This window comes from Oceanobacillus caeni (assembly GCF_019037185.1).
GTDB classification, from domain to species: Bacteria; Bacillota; Bacilli; order Bacillales; family Amphibacillaceae; genus Oceanobacillus; species Oceanobacillus caeni.
Genome location: NZ_JAHHXM010000032.1, coordinates 1 through 16,215, shown reverse-complemented (window position 1 = coordinate 16,215; position 16,215 = coordinate 1). Strand labels below are relative to the sequence as shown.

Annotated in this window: 12 protein-coding genes and 1 pseudogene; 8 read left to right on the top strand and 5 right to left on the bottom strand. The window is 36.4% G+C overall.

Annotated elements, in window-relative coordinates; genetic code table 11:
* Positions 1-281: 281 nt before the first annotated feature.
* A complete protein-coding gene (gene trhO, locus KM885_RS14295) occupies positions 282-1,259 on the bottom strand; it encodes an oxygen-dependent tRNA uridine(34) hydroxylase TrhO (RefSeq protein ID WP_047183642.1) in 978 nt (325 codons plus the stop codon).
* A gap of 234 nt (positions 1,260-1,493) precedes the next feature.
* On the opposite strand from trhO, the pseudogene KM885_RS18300 reads away from it, so the two are divergent.
* Positions 1,494-1,757, top strand: a pseudogene (locus KM885_RS18300) (transposase); the annotation flags it as partial.
* Between the two features lie 224 nt (positions 1,758-1,981).
* On the opposite strand, the gene KM885_RS17960 reads toward KM885_RS18300, so the two are convergent.
* A complete protein-coding gene (locus KM885_RS17960) occupies positions 1,982-2,065 on the bottom strand; it encodes a putative holin-like toxin (protein ID WP_225344134.1) in 84 nt (27 codons plus the stop codon).
* Between the two features lie 562 nt (positions 2,066-2,627).
* Here KM885_RS17960 and KM885_RS14290 point away from each other — a divergent pair.
* From KM885_RS14290 to KM885_RS14280, 3 genes are all read left to right on the top strand, one after another.
* Positions 2,628-5,465, top strand: a complete 2,838-nt coding sequence (locus KM885_RS14290) for a 2-oxoglutarate dehydrogenase E1 component (RefSeq protein ID WP_047183641.1) — start codon at positions 2,628-2,630, stop codon at positions 5,463-5,465.
* 234 nt (positions 5,466-5,699) lie between these two features.
* Positions 5,700-5,897 (top strand): cold shock domain-containing protein, encoded by a 198-nt coding sequence (locus KM885_RS14285; protein ID WP_047183640.1) that lies wholly within the window; start codon positions 5,700-5,702, stop codon positions 5,895-5,897.
* Between the two features lie 327 nt (positions 5,898-6,224).
* Positions 6,225-6,530: a hypothetical protein gene (locus KM885_RS14280; protein ID WP_047183639.1), complete on the top strand. Its 306-nt coding sequence runs from the start codon at positions 6,225-6,227 to the stop codon at positions 6,528-6,530.
* A 22-nt stretch (positions 6,531-6,552) separates the two neighbouring features.
* On the opposite strand, the gene KM885_RS14275 is transcribed toward KM885_RS14280, so the two are convergent.
* Both KM885_RS14275 and KM885_RS14270 read right to left on the bottom strand, forming a co-directional pair.
* Positions 6,553-7,740 (bottom strand): MFS transporter, encoded by a 1,188-nt coding sequence (locus KM885_RS14275; RefSeq protein WP_168380777.1) that lies wholly within the window; start codon positions 7,738-7,740, stop codon positions 6,553-6,555.
* Between the two features lie 234 nt (positions 7,741-7,974).
* Entirely contained in the window at positions 7,975-8,856 is an 882-nt protein-coding gene (locus KM885_RS14270; protein WP_216884173.1) for an NAD(P)-dependent oxidoreductase, read from the bottom strand.
* 215 nt (positions 8,857-9,071) lie between these two features.
* Between KM885_RS14270 and KM885_RS14265 the strand changes: the two genes are divergently transcribed.
* On the top strand, positions 9,072-9,752 hold the full coding sequence (locus KM885_RS14265) for a TraR/DksA C4-type zinc finger protein (protein WP_216884172.1): 681 nt from the start codon (positions 9,072-9,074) through the stop codon (positions 9,750-9,752).
* Positions 9,753-10,263: 511 nt separating this feature from the next.
* On the opposite strand, the gene KM885_RS14260 is transcribed toward KM885_RS14265, so the two are convergent.
* A complete protein-coding gene (locus KM885_RS14260; protein WP_244987031.1) occupies positions 10,264-11,613 on the bottom strand; it encodes a S1C family serine protease in 1,350 nt (449 codons plus the stop codon).
* A gap of 348 nt (positions 11,614-11,961) precedes the next feature.
* Between KM885_RS14260 and KM885_RS14255 the strand changes: the two genes are divergently transcribed.
* The 3 genes from KM885_RS14255 (at position 11,962) to typA (ending at position 16,079) form a co-directional block, all read left to right on the top strand.
* Entirely contained in the window at positions 11,962-12,648 is a 687-nt protein-coding gene (locus KM885_RS14255; RefSeq protein WP_047183634.1) for a response regulator transcription factor, read from the top strand.
* 2 nt (positions 12,649-12,650) lie between these two features.
* Positions 12,651-13,982 (top strand): sensor histidine kinase, encoded by a 1,332-nt coding sequence (locus KM885_RS14250; RefSeq protein ID WP_047183633.1) that lies wholly within the window; start codon positions 12,651-12,653, stop codon positions 13,980-13,982.
* 273 nt (positions 13,983-14,255) lie between these two features.
* On the top strand, positions 14,256-16,079 hold the full coding sequence (gene typA / locus KM885_RS14245) for a translational GTPase TypA (RefSeq protein WP_216884171.1): 1,824 nt from the start codon (positions 14,256-14,258) through the stop codon (positions 16,077-16,079).
* The last annotated feature ends 136 nt before the right edge of the window (positions 16,080-16,215 follow it).

Below are 16,215 nucleotides of genomic sequence, written 5' to 3'. Positions count from 1 at the left end.
ACTTATGAGTGCCCGAACGAGGAATTCCTTTCAGTATACGGTAACTCATTCGACTTATGAGTGCCCGAACGAGGAATTCCTTTCAGTATACAGTAACTCATTCAGCTTATGAGTGCCGGAACACGGCTTCCTTTTTCGCATTCCGTAACCTATGTTGTAGAATTCGTTACTCCATAAATTCCCCAAGCACCTCGCAAATGCAAGTTTTCTAAGCAAATTTCGATATAGCCTTTATAAAAAAATAGGGTCGGATTCAAATGAATCCGACCCTATTTAGGATATTATGCTTCTTGTTTCTCTAACGTTTCGCCAAGAGCTTCAAGTCTAGCTTGAACTTCTTCCGTTGTTAGATTGTGTTCTTGAATATATAGGTTGCGAGGGTGAACACGGCATTCATGTGTACAGCCTCTCATATATTTATGCTCATTTTCCTCAGAGCAGATAATTTGTTTATTACATTCAGGGTTAGCGCAATTTACATAACGTTCACATGGTTGTCCATCGAAGTAATCTTTCGCAACGACAACATGTTCTTTTTGATTAATATCTACTGAGATACGTTCATCGAATACATAGCATTTGCCATCCCATAGTTCTCCTTGTACTTCTGGGTCTTTACCATAAGTAACAATTCCGCCATGTAATTGGGCTACGTCTTCAAAGCCTTCTTTAATCATCCAACCAGTGAATTTCTCACAACGAATACCACCAGTACAGTACATGAGAACTTTTTTGCCTTCTATTAAATGTTTATTTTTACGCACCCATTCCGGCATCTCGCGAAATGTTTTTACATCAGGGCGAATTGCACCTCTAAAATGTCCTAAATCATATTCATAATCATTTCTTGTATCTACAACAACGGTATCTTCACGTTGCATTGCTTCGTACCATTCTTTTGGAGAAAGAAATTCCCCTGTCAATTCTTGTGGATTTGTATCCTCTTCTTCAGGTAAACGAAGTGTAACTAGTTCTTTACGTGGACGTACATGCATTTTTTTAAAAGCATGCCCATCATGTTCATCTACTTTAAACATGATATCTTTAAATAGTTCACTGTTACGCATTGCTTCCATATATTTGTTTGTAGCCTCAACCGTTCCAGAAACGGTACCATTAATTCCTTCTTTAGCTACAAGAATTCTTCCTTTTAATCCAAGTTCCTTACAAAATTGAAGATGCTCATCAGCGAAAGTTTCAGGATCTTCAATATCTACATAATGATAGTACAATAATACTCTGTAATCTTTGTTTTCCATTTTATTTACCACCTATTCCATTTATATTTGCAAGATACAAATGTAAGTTGGTCTTTACTATTCGTTTTTAGTCTTGCAAGTCATTATTTTATCACGTTTTTATCCTTTATTCCAGTCTATAAAAAATAACCCAAAATACCAATTGCCCTACATTTTATCGTATATTACAGTTTTTTACACAAGCAAAGGTGGTACATTCCTGCATCAAGTCAATATACGCAAGACCCTACTAGCGAAGGGAATAACTGGAAACCTTATTACAATAAACATGGGAAAAACAAAAAGCATATATCAGAGAGAAGCTTTCAAAGGAGAAACAGTGAAATCTACGGTAAACGCAAAATGGACGTAGAGCTGATCTTAGGACTCCTGAAGGCTAATTTGCGTTTCACTCGTTTCTCTGTAAAAGAGAAAGTAAAAAATGAAATGGGATCCGCATTCCTGCCGGTAAACTTGAGAAAGTACACCGCCAGGAGACCTAAGCAAAACGAAGGTTAAAATAATATTTAGCTTATTATCAGCTAGTTATGTCCTAGCCTCAAAACAACATGTTTTCTTTTTCACTAAAAAAGGGTATACTGGTATTAGAAAATGAATACATTAAAAAAGACCAAAGGTGCGCTAACACCTTTAGTCATACAATAGCTTGGTTCCCTACAAGGGGGCTGGCCCGATTAGTGATATTCCACCCTATTAATGAGCCGCGAACTCAAGGGTGGATTTTATTTATGGTTTTTATCTGACATAATCGCAACTATTAACGCTCCGAAACTAATCATTAGCATTAATCCTTCTGCAACTGTCATTAGCACCACCCCCTTTTGGGAGCGTGCCAACCACCCTTGAGTTAACCTATTTTAGCCATTGTCCTATAATTATAACATTTTCAATTCTCATATTGTGACCAGTAATGAAATTATTTTAATTTTACTTGGCGATTAACTTTACGGTATTAAGAAAAGATAACTCTCTTTGCTTTCTAAATAGCTTTGAACTGCATTTATTTTATCTTTTTCAGTAAATTTAGTCATAAGAAAACTGCATCTCCAATTATTGTGTGTCCAACAATTGGGGTGCAGTTTTTTTCTGAATCAATAGCAAAATCTTTAAATAATGAAAAGAATAGATTCTTTTGTCATTTCTTCTATACCTTATGTGATATGACAAAACTTCCTATAACGATAAAAACTTGAACCTTGTCTCTTTAATTATTAATCATTTTGTACTATTATAGAAGTATAGATTATGTAAGTGCTTACATTATGAGTTTAACAAAATAATAAATAGGCAGATTAACCGTTGTAAAAAATGGGAATCTTAATACAGTAGTTAATATAACAACATACATGATGTAGGAGTGTACAGAAGATGAACAACAATGGGGTAAATCCGTGGGCAGATGTGAAAGGTCCTAATATGGGCTATATTTTAGAACAGTATGATTTATATTCTCAAGATCCTAGCTTAGTTGATAAGAGTTTTAAAGAATTATTTGATGTTTGGGGAAATCCCGAAGCTATGATGGATAATGAAGAACAATCATCCAATCATATATCCATGAATGTTCTTTTAAATAAAATGAGAAAATTAGTCTCTGCGGTTACATTAGCAGAAAATATTAGAGCTTACGGACATTTGGAAGCGGATATTTTTCCTTTAGAAAAACAACCATCCAATGAATTATTGAATCTAACGTCTTATAAATTAACAGAAGAAGATTTAAAAGAAATACCTGCTGAATTTATTTGTAACAATAATAGTGTTAAGAATGGCCTTGAGGCAATCAATTATTTAAAGGAAATTTACACATCAACCATTGGCTTTGATATCGATCATATGGATATCCAAGAAAAAGATTGGTTAAAAAATAAAATAGAATCCGGTAATGTTTCTAAGGAAATTACTAATGCTGAGAAAGAAGCGTTATTCCATAGCCTGCTATCAGCTGAGGGGTTTGAGCAATTTTTAGGAAAAACATTTGTTGGTCAAAAAAGATTTTCAGTAGAAGGATTGGAATCTTTAGTTCCGGTAATGAATGAAGTTATTAATCTTTCTGCTAAAGATGATATTGAAAATGTATTAATATCTATGGCGCACCGTGGAAGACTGAATGTGTTGACGCATGTCTTAGAGAAACCATATGAAGCCATTTTCTCTCAGTTTCAACATGCGAAATGGGAGAATGCTGATCCAACTTTAGAAATGACCGAGGGAGCTACGGGGGATGTGAAATATCATCTTGGCGCAACAAAGAGAAAACAGATTGGTGATAAGAAGGTTACGGTTTCTCTAGCAAATAATCCTAGTCATTTAGAAATTGCTGGAACGGTAATAGAAGGATCCACAAGAGCAGCACAAGAAGTACGAACGGAGAAAGGATATCCAAAACAAGATGTTTCCAAAGCCATAGCTGTATTAGTTCATGGGGATGCTGCCTTTACTGGACAAGGTGTAGTTACTGAAATACTTAATTATGCAAATACAAAGGCATATAGTACTGGTGGAACTATCCATATTATCGCTAATAACTGTATTGGTTTTACGACTGAACCCGAGGACGATCGTTCGACGAAACATTCAAGCGACATTGTGAAAGGTTTTAATGTTCCTATTTTCCATGTTAATGCTGACGACCCAGAGGCTTGCTTAAAGGTAGTTCAATTGGCTTTTGAATATCGTCAAACATTCCATAAAGATGTGCTCATTAATTTAATTGGCTATAGAAGACTTGGACATAACGAAATGGATGAGCCTCGTTCTACAAGCCCACTTATGTACAAGCTAGTTGATAATCATCAAACGATTACTGCGATATATAAAGAGAAACTTATAAATGAGCGTTCGTTAACGGATGATAAAATTAACGAAATGGCGAATCAAGTACAACATAAATTACAGCGGGCATATAACCATATCAATCAAGAAAAAGAACCAATCCGTACCACTCAAGACAGACATGAATTATATAAGAGTGAGCTACCTAAAATCGATACTTCCGTTAGTAAGGAAACACTCTTAACTATAAATAATGCTTTACTACAATGGCCTGAAGGATTTAATGTTTTTGGTAAGTTAAAGAAAATATTAAACCGCCGAAAAGATGCACTTGAAAATAATAAGAAGGTGGACTTTGGACATGCCGAAACTCTAGCATTTGCATCTATTTTAAAAGATGGCACACCAATCCGTTTAACTGGGCAAGATTCTGAACGCGGAACCTTTTCACACCGTAATATTGTTTTAAGTGATGAAAAAACAGGGGAGAAGTACAGTCCGCTTCATCAGTTAAGTTCAGCAAATGCTTCTTTTGCCGTTCATAATAGTACGCTTTCAGAGGCCGCTATATTAGGCTATGAATATGGCTATAACGTATTCGCAAAAGAAACGCTTGTTTTATGGGAAGCACAGTTTGGTGATTTTGCAAATGGAGCGCAAGTTATTTTTGACCAATTTATTTCTTCTGGAAGAGAAAAATGGGGACAAAAATCTGGATTAGTGATGTTACTTCCTCATGGATATGAGGGGCAAGGTCCTGAGCACTCTAGTGCAAGATTAGAACGGTTCTTACAATTAGCGGCTGAAAATAATTGGACTGTTGCCAACTTGTCTAACTCAGGTAACTATTTCCACATCCTTAGAAGGCAGGCAGCACTTTTAAATACGGATGATGTTAGACCACTAGTTATCATGTCACCTAAGAGTTTATTAAGGAATGCATCTGCAGGAGTTTATCTAGAGGATTTAACAGAGGGGAAATTTGAGCCAATTATAAAAGAGCCAGGATTGGGAAGAAATCCAGATCATGTAAAACGACTGGTATTATCAACTGGTAGATTGGCCGTAGAACTATCTGATTATGTATCCGAAAATAAGGAAGCTTATGATTGGCTTGATATGATTAGAGTGGAAGAACTTTATCCATTCCCAGCAGAAAAAATTAGCGAGATATTAAGTAAATATAAAAATTTAGAGGAAATCGTCTGGGCTCAGGAGGAACCCAAAAATATGGGAGCATGGTCTTACATGGAGCCGCGTTTACTAAGCATTGCACCTAAAGACGTTGCGGTCAGATATAATGGTAGACCCGATATGGCAAGTCCTTCTGAAGGAGACCCGTTAGTGCATAAAGAAGAGCAATTTAGAATTATCCACCAAGCTATTAACGAAACAGTTAAGCAGGAAACAAATGTTAGAAAAATTAGCTAATAATAGGAAATATAGGCTGTGCGAGTGTTAAGTTAGAAAATAGGAAATTTTGAAACTAAAATAGAATTTTTTGAGAAAAAGTCTTCTTAACACTTGCATTTTGTGTTAAAAAAGGTTAAAGTTAAAGAAGCAAAAGGAAATTGGAGCAATACTTTACGACCTCCTACTTAGGAGCTGTAAAAGTATTTTTGATTCCATTACTTTGCAGCAAAAAGTTATAAGGAGGTCATTTACATGACTGGTAAAGTAAAATGGTTTAACGCAGAAAAAGGTTTCGGTTTTATCGAACGCGAAGATGGAGACGATGTATTCGTACATTTCTCAGCAATCCAAGCTGAAGGTTTCAAAACTCTTGAAGAAGGTCAAGATGTTGAATTTGAAATCGTTGAAGGTAACCGCGGACCACAAGCAGCTAACGTTACTCGTATATAATTGATTTTTAAAAGGTTTATCTCATTTAGGAGATAAGCCTTTTTTGTTGTTTATAGCTGCATTGGCGTAATGGGGGCTGACAAATTGGCTATAACCCCGATACCGTAGCCTAGGAAATAAATTAAATTATAATAATCATTGCATGAACAAATGAATTTTAGGTATAATATAAATAGAATTATAATAAAATAAAAAGAGAAGTGCGCAAACACTTCTACATGCAACCTTCTACCGTCAGGGTGGTGGTTGTCTATGTTGTTTACTTTTTCTGAGAACCACCCTTTTGCTTTGGACGGCACGGGGTGGTTTTTTAAATGAGGTGAAAAAATGTTAAGTAAGGAAGATAAAGATAGACAAGTCATAGAAAATTATCAAGAGAATGAAAAAATGATGATATTGGTTTTTGCACAGTGGTGTATCAATCATGATTTGGATCCGGAACAATTGTATGAAGAGGCTTATCCAAACCAGGGTAAAAATAAGGTGCTATTAGAAGTGCTAGAAAATACGGTTTCTAAAAAGGAATCGGAAGAAATTGATGATCAACTGGTCATTCAGGCACTTCAACTTTTTGGAAATGATGACTTGGCTTTTATCGTTCAAAAAGAAATAGAGAAACGCGAGCGGAAATAGGTCTCGGTTTCTCTATATCTTTTTATTCGTAAACTTCTTTCGGAGCTGTAAATAAAGATTTATCCTCGATCTTATGCGTAACAATAATCAGGATCACCCCAAAGAAAATCATACCCCCAGCGACAAAGGTGATTTCTCTGAATGAAAAATGATTTGTCAGTAACAGACTGCCTAAGGTTGCCCCAATCGAATTTGCTAAGTTGAACACAGATGCAGCAATCGTTCCAGATAAGGCTGGAGCTTCTGTTGCTGCAAGAATGATTTTTGTATTTAAGATTGGCGTGGTACCGAATGTTCCAGCGCCGAATAGGAAACAAGCGACATAAGTTAAGAATGGATTCATCAGTAAGAATGTAAAACTGATAAGTACCGTTCCTAAGATCGCCATGGCTACCATTAAGCGTTCGGTCAGTACTTCAGGCTGAAACCTTCCAGATAAGAAATTCCCGGTTACTGCACCAAACCCAAATAGAAATAATCCAATCGTGATACTGGTTAGGTCAAAACCTGCAAGTTCTCTCAGCATCGGTTCTGTGAACGTATAAGCAGTGAATACACCAGAAAAACCAAAGACAATTATTGCAATCAGCATCCAAACATTTTTATTTTTTAAAACAGCTAATTCATTCTTTAATTTAGGAACTTCTTTTTGTTTCATATTTGGTGTAACGATCATGAGACCAATTAAATTAATAACTCCCATTAAGGTAATAAACCAGAATACTAATCTCCAATCAAGTATTCCGCCGATATAGGACCCAAAAGGAACCCCTAACATAACAGCGATTGTAAGCCCTCCCTGCACTGCAGCAATTGCGCTTGTGCGTTTATGAGGAGGAGAGATTTCTACTGCCATACTCATGGCTAGACCAAAAAATGGTGCGTGCATGGTTGCGGAAAGAAGTCTTGAGAGAAGTAGTATTTCAAAAGAAGGTGCTGTTGCAGCAACCATATTACTTACGATAAAAATGGATATAAGTACAATTAATAATGGTTTCGGTGAATATTTAACTGTTAGTATCCGAAGCAGTGGGCCACAAACAGCAACACTAATAGCATAAACACTAAGCAGTAGTCCTGTTGTAGAAACGGCTACATCTAAATCAGCGGCAAATTGCGTTAGTAATCCAGTTACCGCATATTCCGTCATGCCAATTGCAAATGTACCAATCATAAATATCGATAAGATCACATTTCGTGAAAATTTCATTGTTATCGTTAACACTTCCCTTCCGTCTACCTAAAAAAGCAATAGCACTATCATATTGGAAGAGATGTTCCGTGTCTAGGTTTCTAAATAAAAAAGTAATATTCAGATTAATGGACGTGCAAACATTTATAAGACTCTGGAAAAATGAAGCGGATTGATAAAAAGTCCGCTAACAAAAAAAGACTTCTGCTAGTAAAACCTAGCTGGAAGTCTCCTTTAATTTTTGAACAGTATTTAAGCGTATTGCTCAAATAATTTAATTAATGCTTGCGTACCACTATCTTCTTCTCCTTTTTCGGCCAATTCCTTATATAAATTTAAGGACAATTCTAAACCAGGAGTAGACAATCCAAGCTCTTTTGCTGATTCCAAAGCAATTGTCATATCTTTTATAAAATGTTTTACATAAAATCCAGGTGCAAAATCTTCTTTTAACATTCTTGGTGCAAGTTTAGAAAGAGAGTAACTAGCTGCAGCCCCCGTAGAAATGCTATCAAGAACTTTTTCTGGATTTAATCCGGCTTTTCGAGCGAAAGCAATAGCTTCTGAAACACCTATCATATTAGAAGCGATAGCAATTTGATTGACAAGTTTTGTGTATTGTCCCGCACCCGCTTTTCCTTGTAATATGATATTTTCCCCCATTACTTGAAAAATTGGTAAAAGTGATTCATAAGCTTCTTGTTCTCCGCCAATCATAATAGCAAGGGTACCACTTTTTGCACCAATATCTCCGCCGGAAACCGGAGCATCCAGAGCATGAATGTTTTTTTCTTTTGCCGCTTCGTATATTTTTACTGCTAAAGAAGGCTTAGAAGTGGTCATATCAATGACAAAAGATCCTTGTTTAGCATTTTCTAAAATTCCGTTAGAACCGAAATAGACTTCTTCTACATCGGAAGGATAACCGACCATCGTTATAATGACGTCTGAATCATTTGTTAATTCTTTAACTGTAGTCTTCCATGCCGCCCCGTCTTTTATTAGGTCATCTGCTTTAGCCTTTGTCCTTGTGTAAACATTGATGGAATATCCAGCTTTTTGCAAATTGGCAGCCATACTTTTCCCCATTACTCCAGTACCAACAAAGCCTATTACTGTATTAGTATTTACCATTTTCCTACTCTCCCTTCCTCTTTAGTTAATTTTATCGTGTTTGGTAATTTATAACAAACAATTAACTAAAAATTGTTTGTTTTCTAAAGGATGGGATTGGCGGTATTGACATGAATTGGGAGTGCCGATTTAGAATCAATCTATCTTAGTTACACATAGTATAGATAGGAATCATTTTAAGCCACACATACCAATTTCATGGAGGGCTGATTATAATGATCTCAAACGATCAACTAATGAAGTGTAAAAATATGTTAATTCAAAGACAAAATGAATTAATTCATCATATACAAGACCATTTTGGAAGAACTCTTGAAATGGCTAAGGAATCGGTTGGGGATTTATCTAATTATGATAACCATCCGGCTGATCTAGGAACTGAACTGTTCGAAAGAGGGAAGGATTTAGCTTTAAATGAACATACCGAAAAGGAATTACAAGATATTAATGAGGCACTACATGCCATAGAGGAAGGAACGTATGGTATTTGTGCTACATGTGGAGCGGATATCCCTTCTGAGCGATTATTAGCCATGCCGACAACCGATCGCTGTGTGAAGCATGCAAAAAGTCGAATTTTTGATCATCCTAGAACGATGGAGGAAGAAGTCTTTTCTCCTAATATAAATCCTAATGAAATTACGGATGAAGAACAAGTAGGGTATGATGCGGAAGATTCATGGCAAGATGTCAGTCGATACGGTACAAGTGAAACTTATTCAGACTTTTATACGGACATCGACAATTATGATGACATGTATCCAAACAGTGATGAAAATGTTGGCTTTGTAGAGGACTATGAAAATTTTGTAGCGGCAGACATAGATGGGAGTTTTACTGGGGTTACACCAAATCATAAGAAGTATGAGGATAATGAGGAAGCACAGGAGTTTTAGTGGGTTGCCTTTATTAGGTTAGAAAGCATACCAAATTTAAATGGTATGCTGTTTTTTTATGTGGATTTTTTCTCAGTTTAGTGGGCTGCGTGTGCTCATGAGTTGGATGAGTTGCGGAATGAGGAAAGGAAAGCTGTGTTCCGCAACTCATAAGGTGAATGAGTGCCCGAATGGGAAGAGGAAAGCATTATTCGGTCACTCATAAGGTGAATGAGTGCCTGAATGAGAAGAGGGAAGCATTATTTGGTCACTCATAAGGTGAATGAGTGCCTGAATGGGAAGAGGGAAGCATTATTTGGTCACTCATAAGGTGAATGAGTGCCCGAATGAGAAGAGGAAAGCATTATTCCGTCACTCATAAGGTGAATGAGTACCGGAATACAGAAAAGGAAACCCTGTTCAGTCACTCATAACCACGATAAGCCCTTGGACAACCATTCTCCCCAAGTATTCATCGTCTACATAAAAAAAACGCTTGGATCCTCCAAGCGTTTTTAAATAATATATAAGGTTATTTTGCCATTTCTTCCAGTTTTAAGTCAGTTTTATGAAATTCACCGTCGCGAACATATTCCAGTTTAACTTTGTCTCCTACATTTTTGGAATACAGATATTTCCTTAGTTCCAATATAGATGTTACGTCATTACCATCAATTTTGGTTATGACATCAAATTGTTTTAAGCCTGCACGATCTGCTGGTGAATTAGCTTGAACGTTCGCGACAACCATTCCTCCCTCTACCTCATTTGGGAGCTTAATTTCATAACGATATTGTGGTGGAACTTGCATTAGAGAGACCGTAGAAATACCGATTTGTGGTCTTGTTATTTCTCCGTCCTTTTCCAATTGTTCCATGATTGGTAGGGCAGTACTTGTTGGAATGGCAAAACCGATTCCTTCCACAGAACTTTGGGCTATTTTCATTGAATTAATACCAATAACCTGACCATCTGCATTTACAAGTGCTCCTCCACTATTACCCGGGTTGATAGCAGCATCTGTTTGTATAACTTCAGTTACCCAGTCCGGTTGGCCATCAGAGTTTGTGTCCACTGAAACAGATCGGTTCAAACCGCTAATAATTCCTTTTGTGACGGAGTTAGCAAATTCTAATCCTAATGGGTTTCCTATTGCTAATACAGTTTCACCAACAGTTAAATCGTCTGAAGATACCATATCAGCGACTGTGTTTATTTTTTTTCCATCGATTTCAAGAACAGCTAAGTCTGTTAAATCATCTTCACCAAGGACTTTTGCTGGAATTCGGTCATCTTCATTTAAAACTACTTCCACTTGTTCTGCACCATCAACAACATGTTGATTGGTTACAACATAAGCTTTTCCATCTTTCTTTTTATAAACGATTCCTGAACCTGTACCTGCTTCTTCACTACCAGTCCAAATGCTTTGTTGTTGTAGGTTTACCACCCCAACGACTGCTTCAGATACTTCTTGTATATTGGACGATACATTTGCATCTTCTGCAGAGAGTTTTTCAGTCGCTGGTTTTCCATGTACTTGGACAGCTTCTGAAGTTTGTTGTTCTGAATTAGCAGTATCTTCCGTATCAATGACACCACTAGTAAATAGGATGGTAACTAGAAGAGCAGATATAATACCACCGACAATTCCTCCGAAAATTGCAGTTAGCAACGGTTTCCCTTGCTTTTTCGTATTTCGTTTTTTACTTGGCTTGCTATTTTCTTTATTAGAATCATCAGAGGATGGTTGAGGGGGTGGGCTAACATGATTGCGTTCTTCTATTACCTCATTATTTTCCGGTGTATCCATAGAGTTTTCTTCATTTTCCTGATTGTTAAAGTCAGGATCTTGAGAATAACGATGGTCATTATCACTCATAAAAATCACTTCCCTTAACTTTTGTGTATTAGTGGTTCAAAAAGTCCGGTGAAAATAACACAGTGGGACGCGTAATCGGAGTCCCAGGACGTTGCTTATTTTGCCGACCTCGGTCCTTATCATCTTCCTTTTTGAACTCTTATATTTATTATACTACCCTTAGTATAGACACTTCCAGTGGAACGGATAAGGTATAAATGTGGCACAAATGTGTAAAACAATATGTATCTTATTGTCAACCTTCTTATAATTATGTAAGAATATAAGAAGATGAAGATATTTTTTCTTATCTGCATAAGTGAAATGAAGGCAGCGTAAGCAGGTGCCAATCTAAGAAAAGGTGAAAAAATGAATTATTTAATTGGATTAGTTGAAGATGATATGAACATTCAAAATATAGTCTCGGCTTATTTAAGAAAAGAAGGATATCAAGTGGAAATCTTAAATTCGGCAGAGGAAGCTATGGAAATATGGAAACAAAATCCACCCGATATGTGGATTTTAGATATTATGCTACCGGGTATGGATGGGTATGAATTGTGTAAAAAAATAAGAAGTGAAAGTGAAGTGCCTATCATTATCATTTCCGCTAAGGATGATGAAATTGATAAAATTTTAGGGTTAGAATTAGGTGGGGACGATTATTTAACAAAGCCGTTTAGCCCAAGGGAACTTGTTGCAAGGGTAAAACGTTTGTTTAAAAGAACGAGTCTGTCCCATCAACCAGCATGGATGGATGGGGATCGATTGAGCGTAGATGAACTTGTTATTTTCAAAAGCGATAGAAGAGTATTTTGGCAAGGGACAGAATATGAAGTAACGACCAAAGAATTTGATATGTTATATTTTCTAGCCGAAAATATAAATCGCGCATTTTCCAGGGAAGATTTATTAATGAAAATATGGGGTAATGATTATTTCGGAAGCGATCGTGCAGTAGATGATTTAATTAAACGCATTCGTAAAAAATTTACCGATATTCCTATTGAAACCGTGTGGGGATATGGATATAGAATGCGAAATGAAGAGGAATAGGCATGAAATTACAAACACAGCTTAGTATTGCCTTTACTTCTTTATTGTTAGTCATTATGGCAGTTGTTTGGTATGTCATATACTCCTTAATATTGAATGTTTTAATACAGGATGAACAACGCCAATTGGAACAAACAGGTGAATTGTTAGTCGAAATACTTAATGAACAATATCATACTCAGGATAGTATTCAGCAATTCTATAGTATTTTAGATGATCAAGAATTACAAATGATTTTATACGATAGAAGTCAAAACCGAATACTTTATTCAACCATGCCAAATAAAGTGGTTGAAGGCTTTCATCGTAAAAATAATATTTCGGATTATAGTGAAACGATATGGGACCTAGGAAATGAAAAATTTGTTACTTCTCGAATTTTGATTTTATCTAGAAACTCTGGACTCGAGATGATTCTCCTAACTCCTGTAAGTGATTTGCAAGAAGTTCAGCGAAGTTTTTTTGTTCGGTTATTTCTTGTTTTTCTTGTTGGGCTATTTATTGCGTCGGTTTTAGCACATTATTTCACGAAAAAATTAGTGACACCACTAACTCAATTGAAACGTCAACTAAAGAAAATAGAGAAAAGGCAATTTGATGATATTAAACATATAAAAGCGACAGGTGAAATAAAAGAAGTAGCGGAAAGCGTTTATGAAATGGCGAATGAATTAGAGCGGTATATTAATACACAACAGACATTCTTTCAAAACGCCAGCCATGAATTGAAAACACCTTTAATGACTATTCAAGGATATGCGGAAGGGATAAAAGATGGTATTTTTGACGAAGCGGAAGCAGACAAAGGGCTTGAGGTCATGGTTTCAGAGGTTCTCAGGTTGAAAGGTATTATTAACGAAATGATTCTTCTCGCCAAACTAGATACAGAAGTAAATTCCTACGATCCAACTAACATAAAGGTGGAAGAGATAGTTGGTCAGATTGTTGATCGTGCCTTACCAATAGTAAATGAAAAAGGAATAACTTTAAGCCATCGAGTAGAAAATAATATACAACTATATGCGGATGAGGAAAAATTGTTGAGAGCCTTATTAAATGTAGTTTTCAACGGTATTCGTCACGCAAAATCACAGGTTGTGATTAGTGCTGTTAAGAAAGATGGAGACATTGTCATTAAAATAGAAGATGATGGACCAGGAATTCCTGAAGAGTTTGCTTCGCATATTTTTCATCGATTTGTAAAAGGAAAAGATGGAGAAACGGGTCTCGGATTAGCGATAGCACATACGATCATTGAACATTCAAAAGGAAAGATTGTTGCAGGTAAATCCGATTTGGGTGGTGCGAAATTTACAATAACCTTTCCAAAATAGATATTTTTTTTAAAAAGATAATCCATTAAAGCACATTATGTGATATAATTGTCTAGTTTTCATGAAACTTTCTCGTATGACTGGAAGTTCTAAACTACGGAGCAACCAGAAGATTATAGATAAGCACGAACGCTAGAGTGGAACCACTTTAGTGAAGGTTCACTTTCGCAGACAGGAAAGCACAAAAATCTATCCCTCCTGCTTAGGTGCAACTAAGGCATTTGCCTAAAAAGCTTGGCAAATACCAAGTTTTCTAAAAAGGGAGTGTACTTTATGCAATTAAGAGAAGATATACGTAATATCGCCATTATTGCCCACGTAGACCATGGAAAAACGACTCTAGTCGACCAATTATTGAAATACTCCGGAACATTCCGTGAAAATGAACAAGTCGATGAACGGATGATGGATTCTGGTGACATAGAACGTGAACGTGGAATTACCATTTTGGCAAAAAATACAGCAGTAAAATATCATGATACAACGATTAATATTTTAGATACACCGGGACACGCTGACTTCGGTGGAGAAGTAGAACGAATCATGAAAATGGTGGATGGTGTTGCTTTAGTTGTGGATGCCTATGAAGGTACGATGCCACAAACAAGATTTGTACTAAAGAAAGCTTTAGAACAAAAATTAACACCAATCGTTGTGTTAAATAAAATCGATCGTCCTAATGCAAGACCTGCGGAAGTTATTGATGAAGTTCTTGATTTATTCATCGAACTTGGAGCAGACGACGATCAATTAGAGTTCCCGGTTGTTTATGCATCTGCATTAAACGGAACATCTGGATTAGAACCTGATGACCAGAAAGAAACAATGGATCCTTTATTTACGACGATCTTAGATCATATTCCTGCTCCGGTTGATACAAGTGAAGAACCTTTACAGTTTCAAATTACACTACTCGACTACAATGACTATGTAGGTCGAATTGGGGTTGGACGAATTGTTCGAGGAAGCATTAAAGTTGGACAGCAAGTAGTTGTCATGAAACAGGATGGGACACAGAAAAATTTCCGTATCTCCAAATTATTCGGCTTCACTGGTTTGAAACGTATCGAAATTGAAGAAGCTAAATCAGGAGATATTGTAGCGATTTCTGGTTTAGAAGATATTAACGTTGGAGAGACTGTTTGCTCTCAGGAACATCCAGAAGCATTGCCATGGCTTCGAATTGATGAACCAACCTTACAAATGACGTTCTTAGTAAATAACAGCCCTTTTGCGGGTCGCGAAGGTAATTTTATTACATCTAGAAAAATTGAAGAACGTTTAATGAAGCAATTAGAAACAGACGTAAGTTTACGGGTAGATCCAACCGATTCTCCAGACGTATGGACTGTTTCTGGGCGTGGAGAGCTTCACTTATCTATTTTAATTGAAAATATGAGACGTGAAGGCTATGAATTACAACTTTCCAAACCAAAAGTTATCATTAAGGAAGTCGATGGTGTTCCTTGTGAACCAGTAGAACGTGTCCAAGTAGATGTTCCAGAAGCATATACTGGTGCTGTAATGGAATCACTAGGTGCACGAAAAGGTGAAATGCTTGATATGGTGAATCATGGTAATGGACAAGTTCGTTTAGAATTTAAAGTTCCTTCTCGTGGACTTTTAGGATACTCTACAGAATTTATGTCCCAAACACATGGTTATGGAATTTTAAATCATACATTTGAAGCATATGAACCTGTTATTAAAGGACAAGTTGGTGGTCGCCGTGAAGGTGTACTAGTTGCCTTAGAAAATGGAAAAGCATCTACTTATGGAATTATGCAATTAGAAGATCGTGGTGTCATTTTCGTTAGCCCTGGTACAGAAGTTTATGCTGGAATGATTGTTGGTGAACATAATCGTGAAAATGATTTAACAGTCAACATTACGAAAGAAAAACACTTAACAAACGTTCGTTCCGCTACGAAAGACCAAACAGCAACGATTCGTAAAACACGCCAAATGTCTTTAGAAGAGGCTCTTCAATATTTAAATGACGATGAATATTGTGAAGTTACTCCTGAATCCATTCGTTTACGTAAAATGATTTTGAATAAAAATGAGCGTGAAAAAGCAGCGAAGCGTAGTAAATAATAAATAAAAATTATTATTAGAGATAGCTTTACCATATTAAATGGTAGGGCTATTTTTTGGGGTTGTACAATAAATGACGTTGGTGGGAAAAACTCACCTACGTCATTTTTGTGTTTATAAATAGAAAACAAGTGAG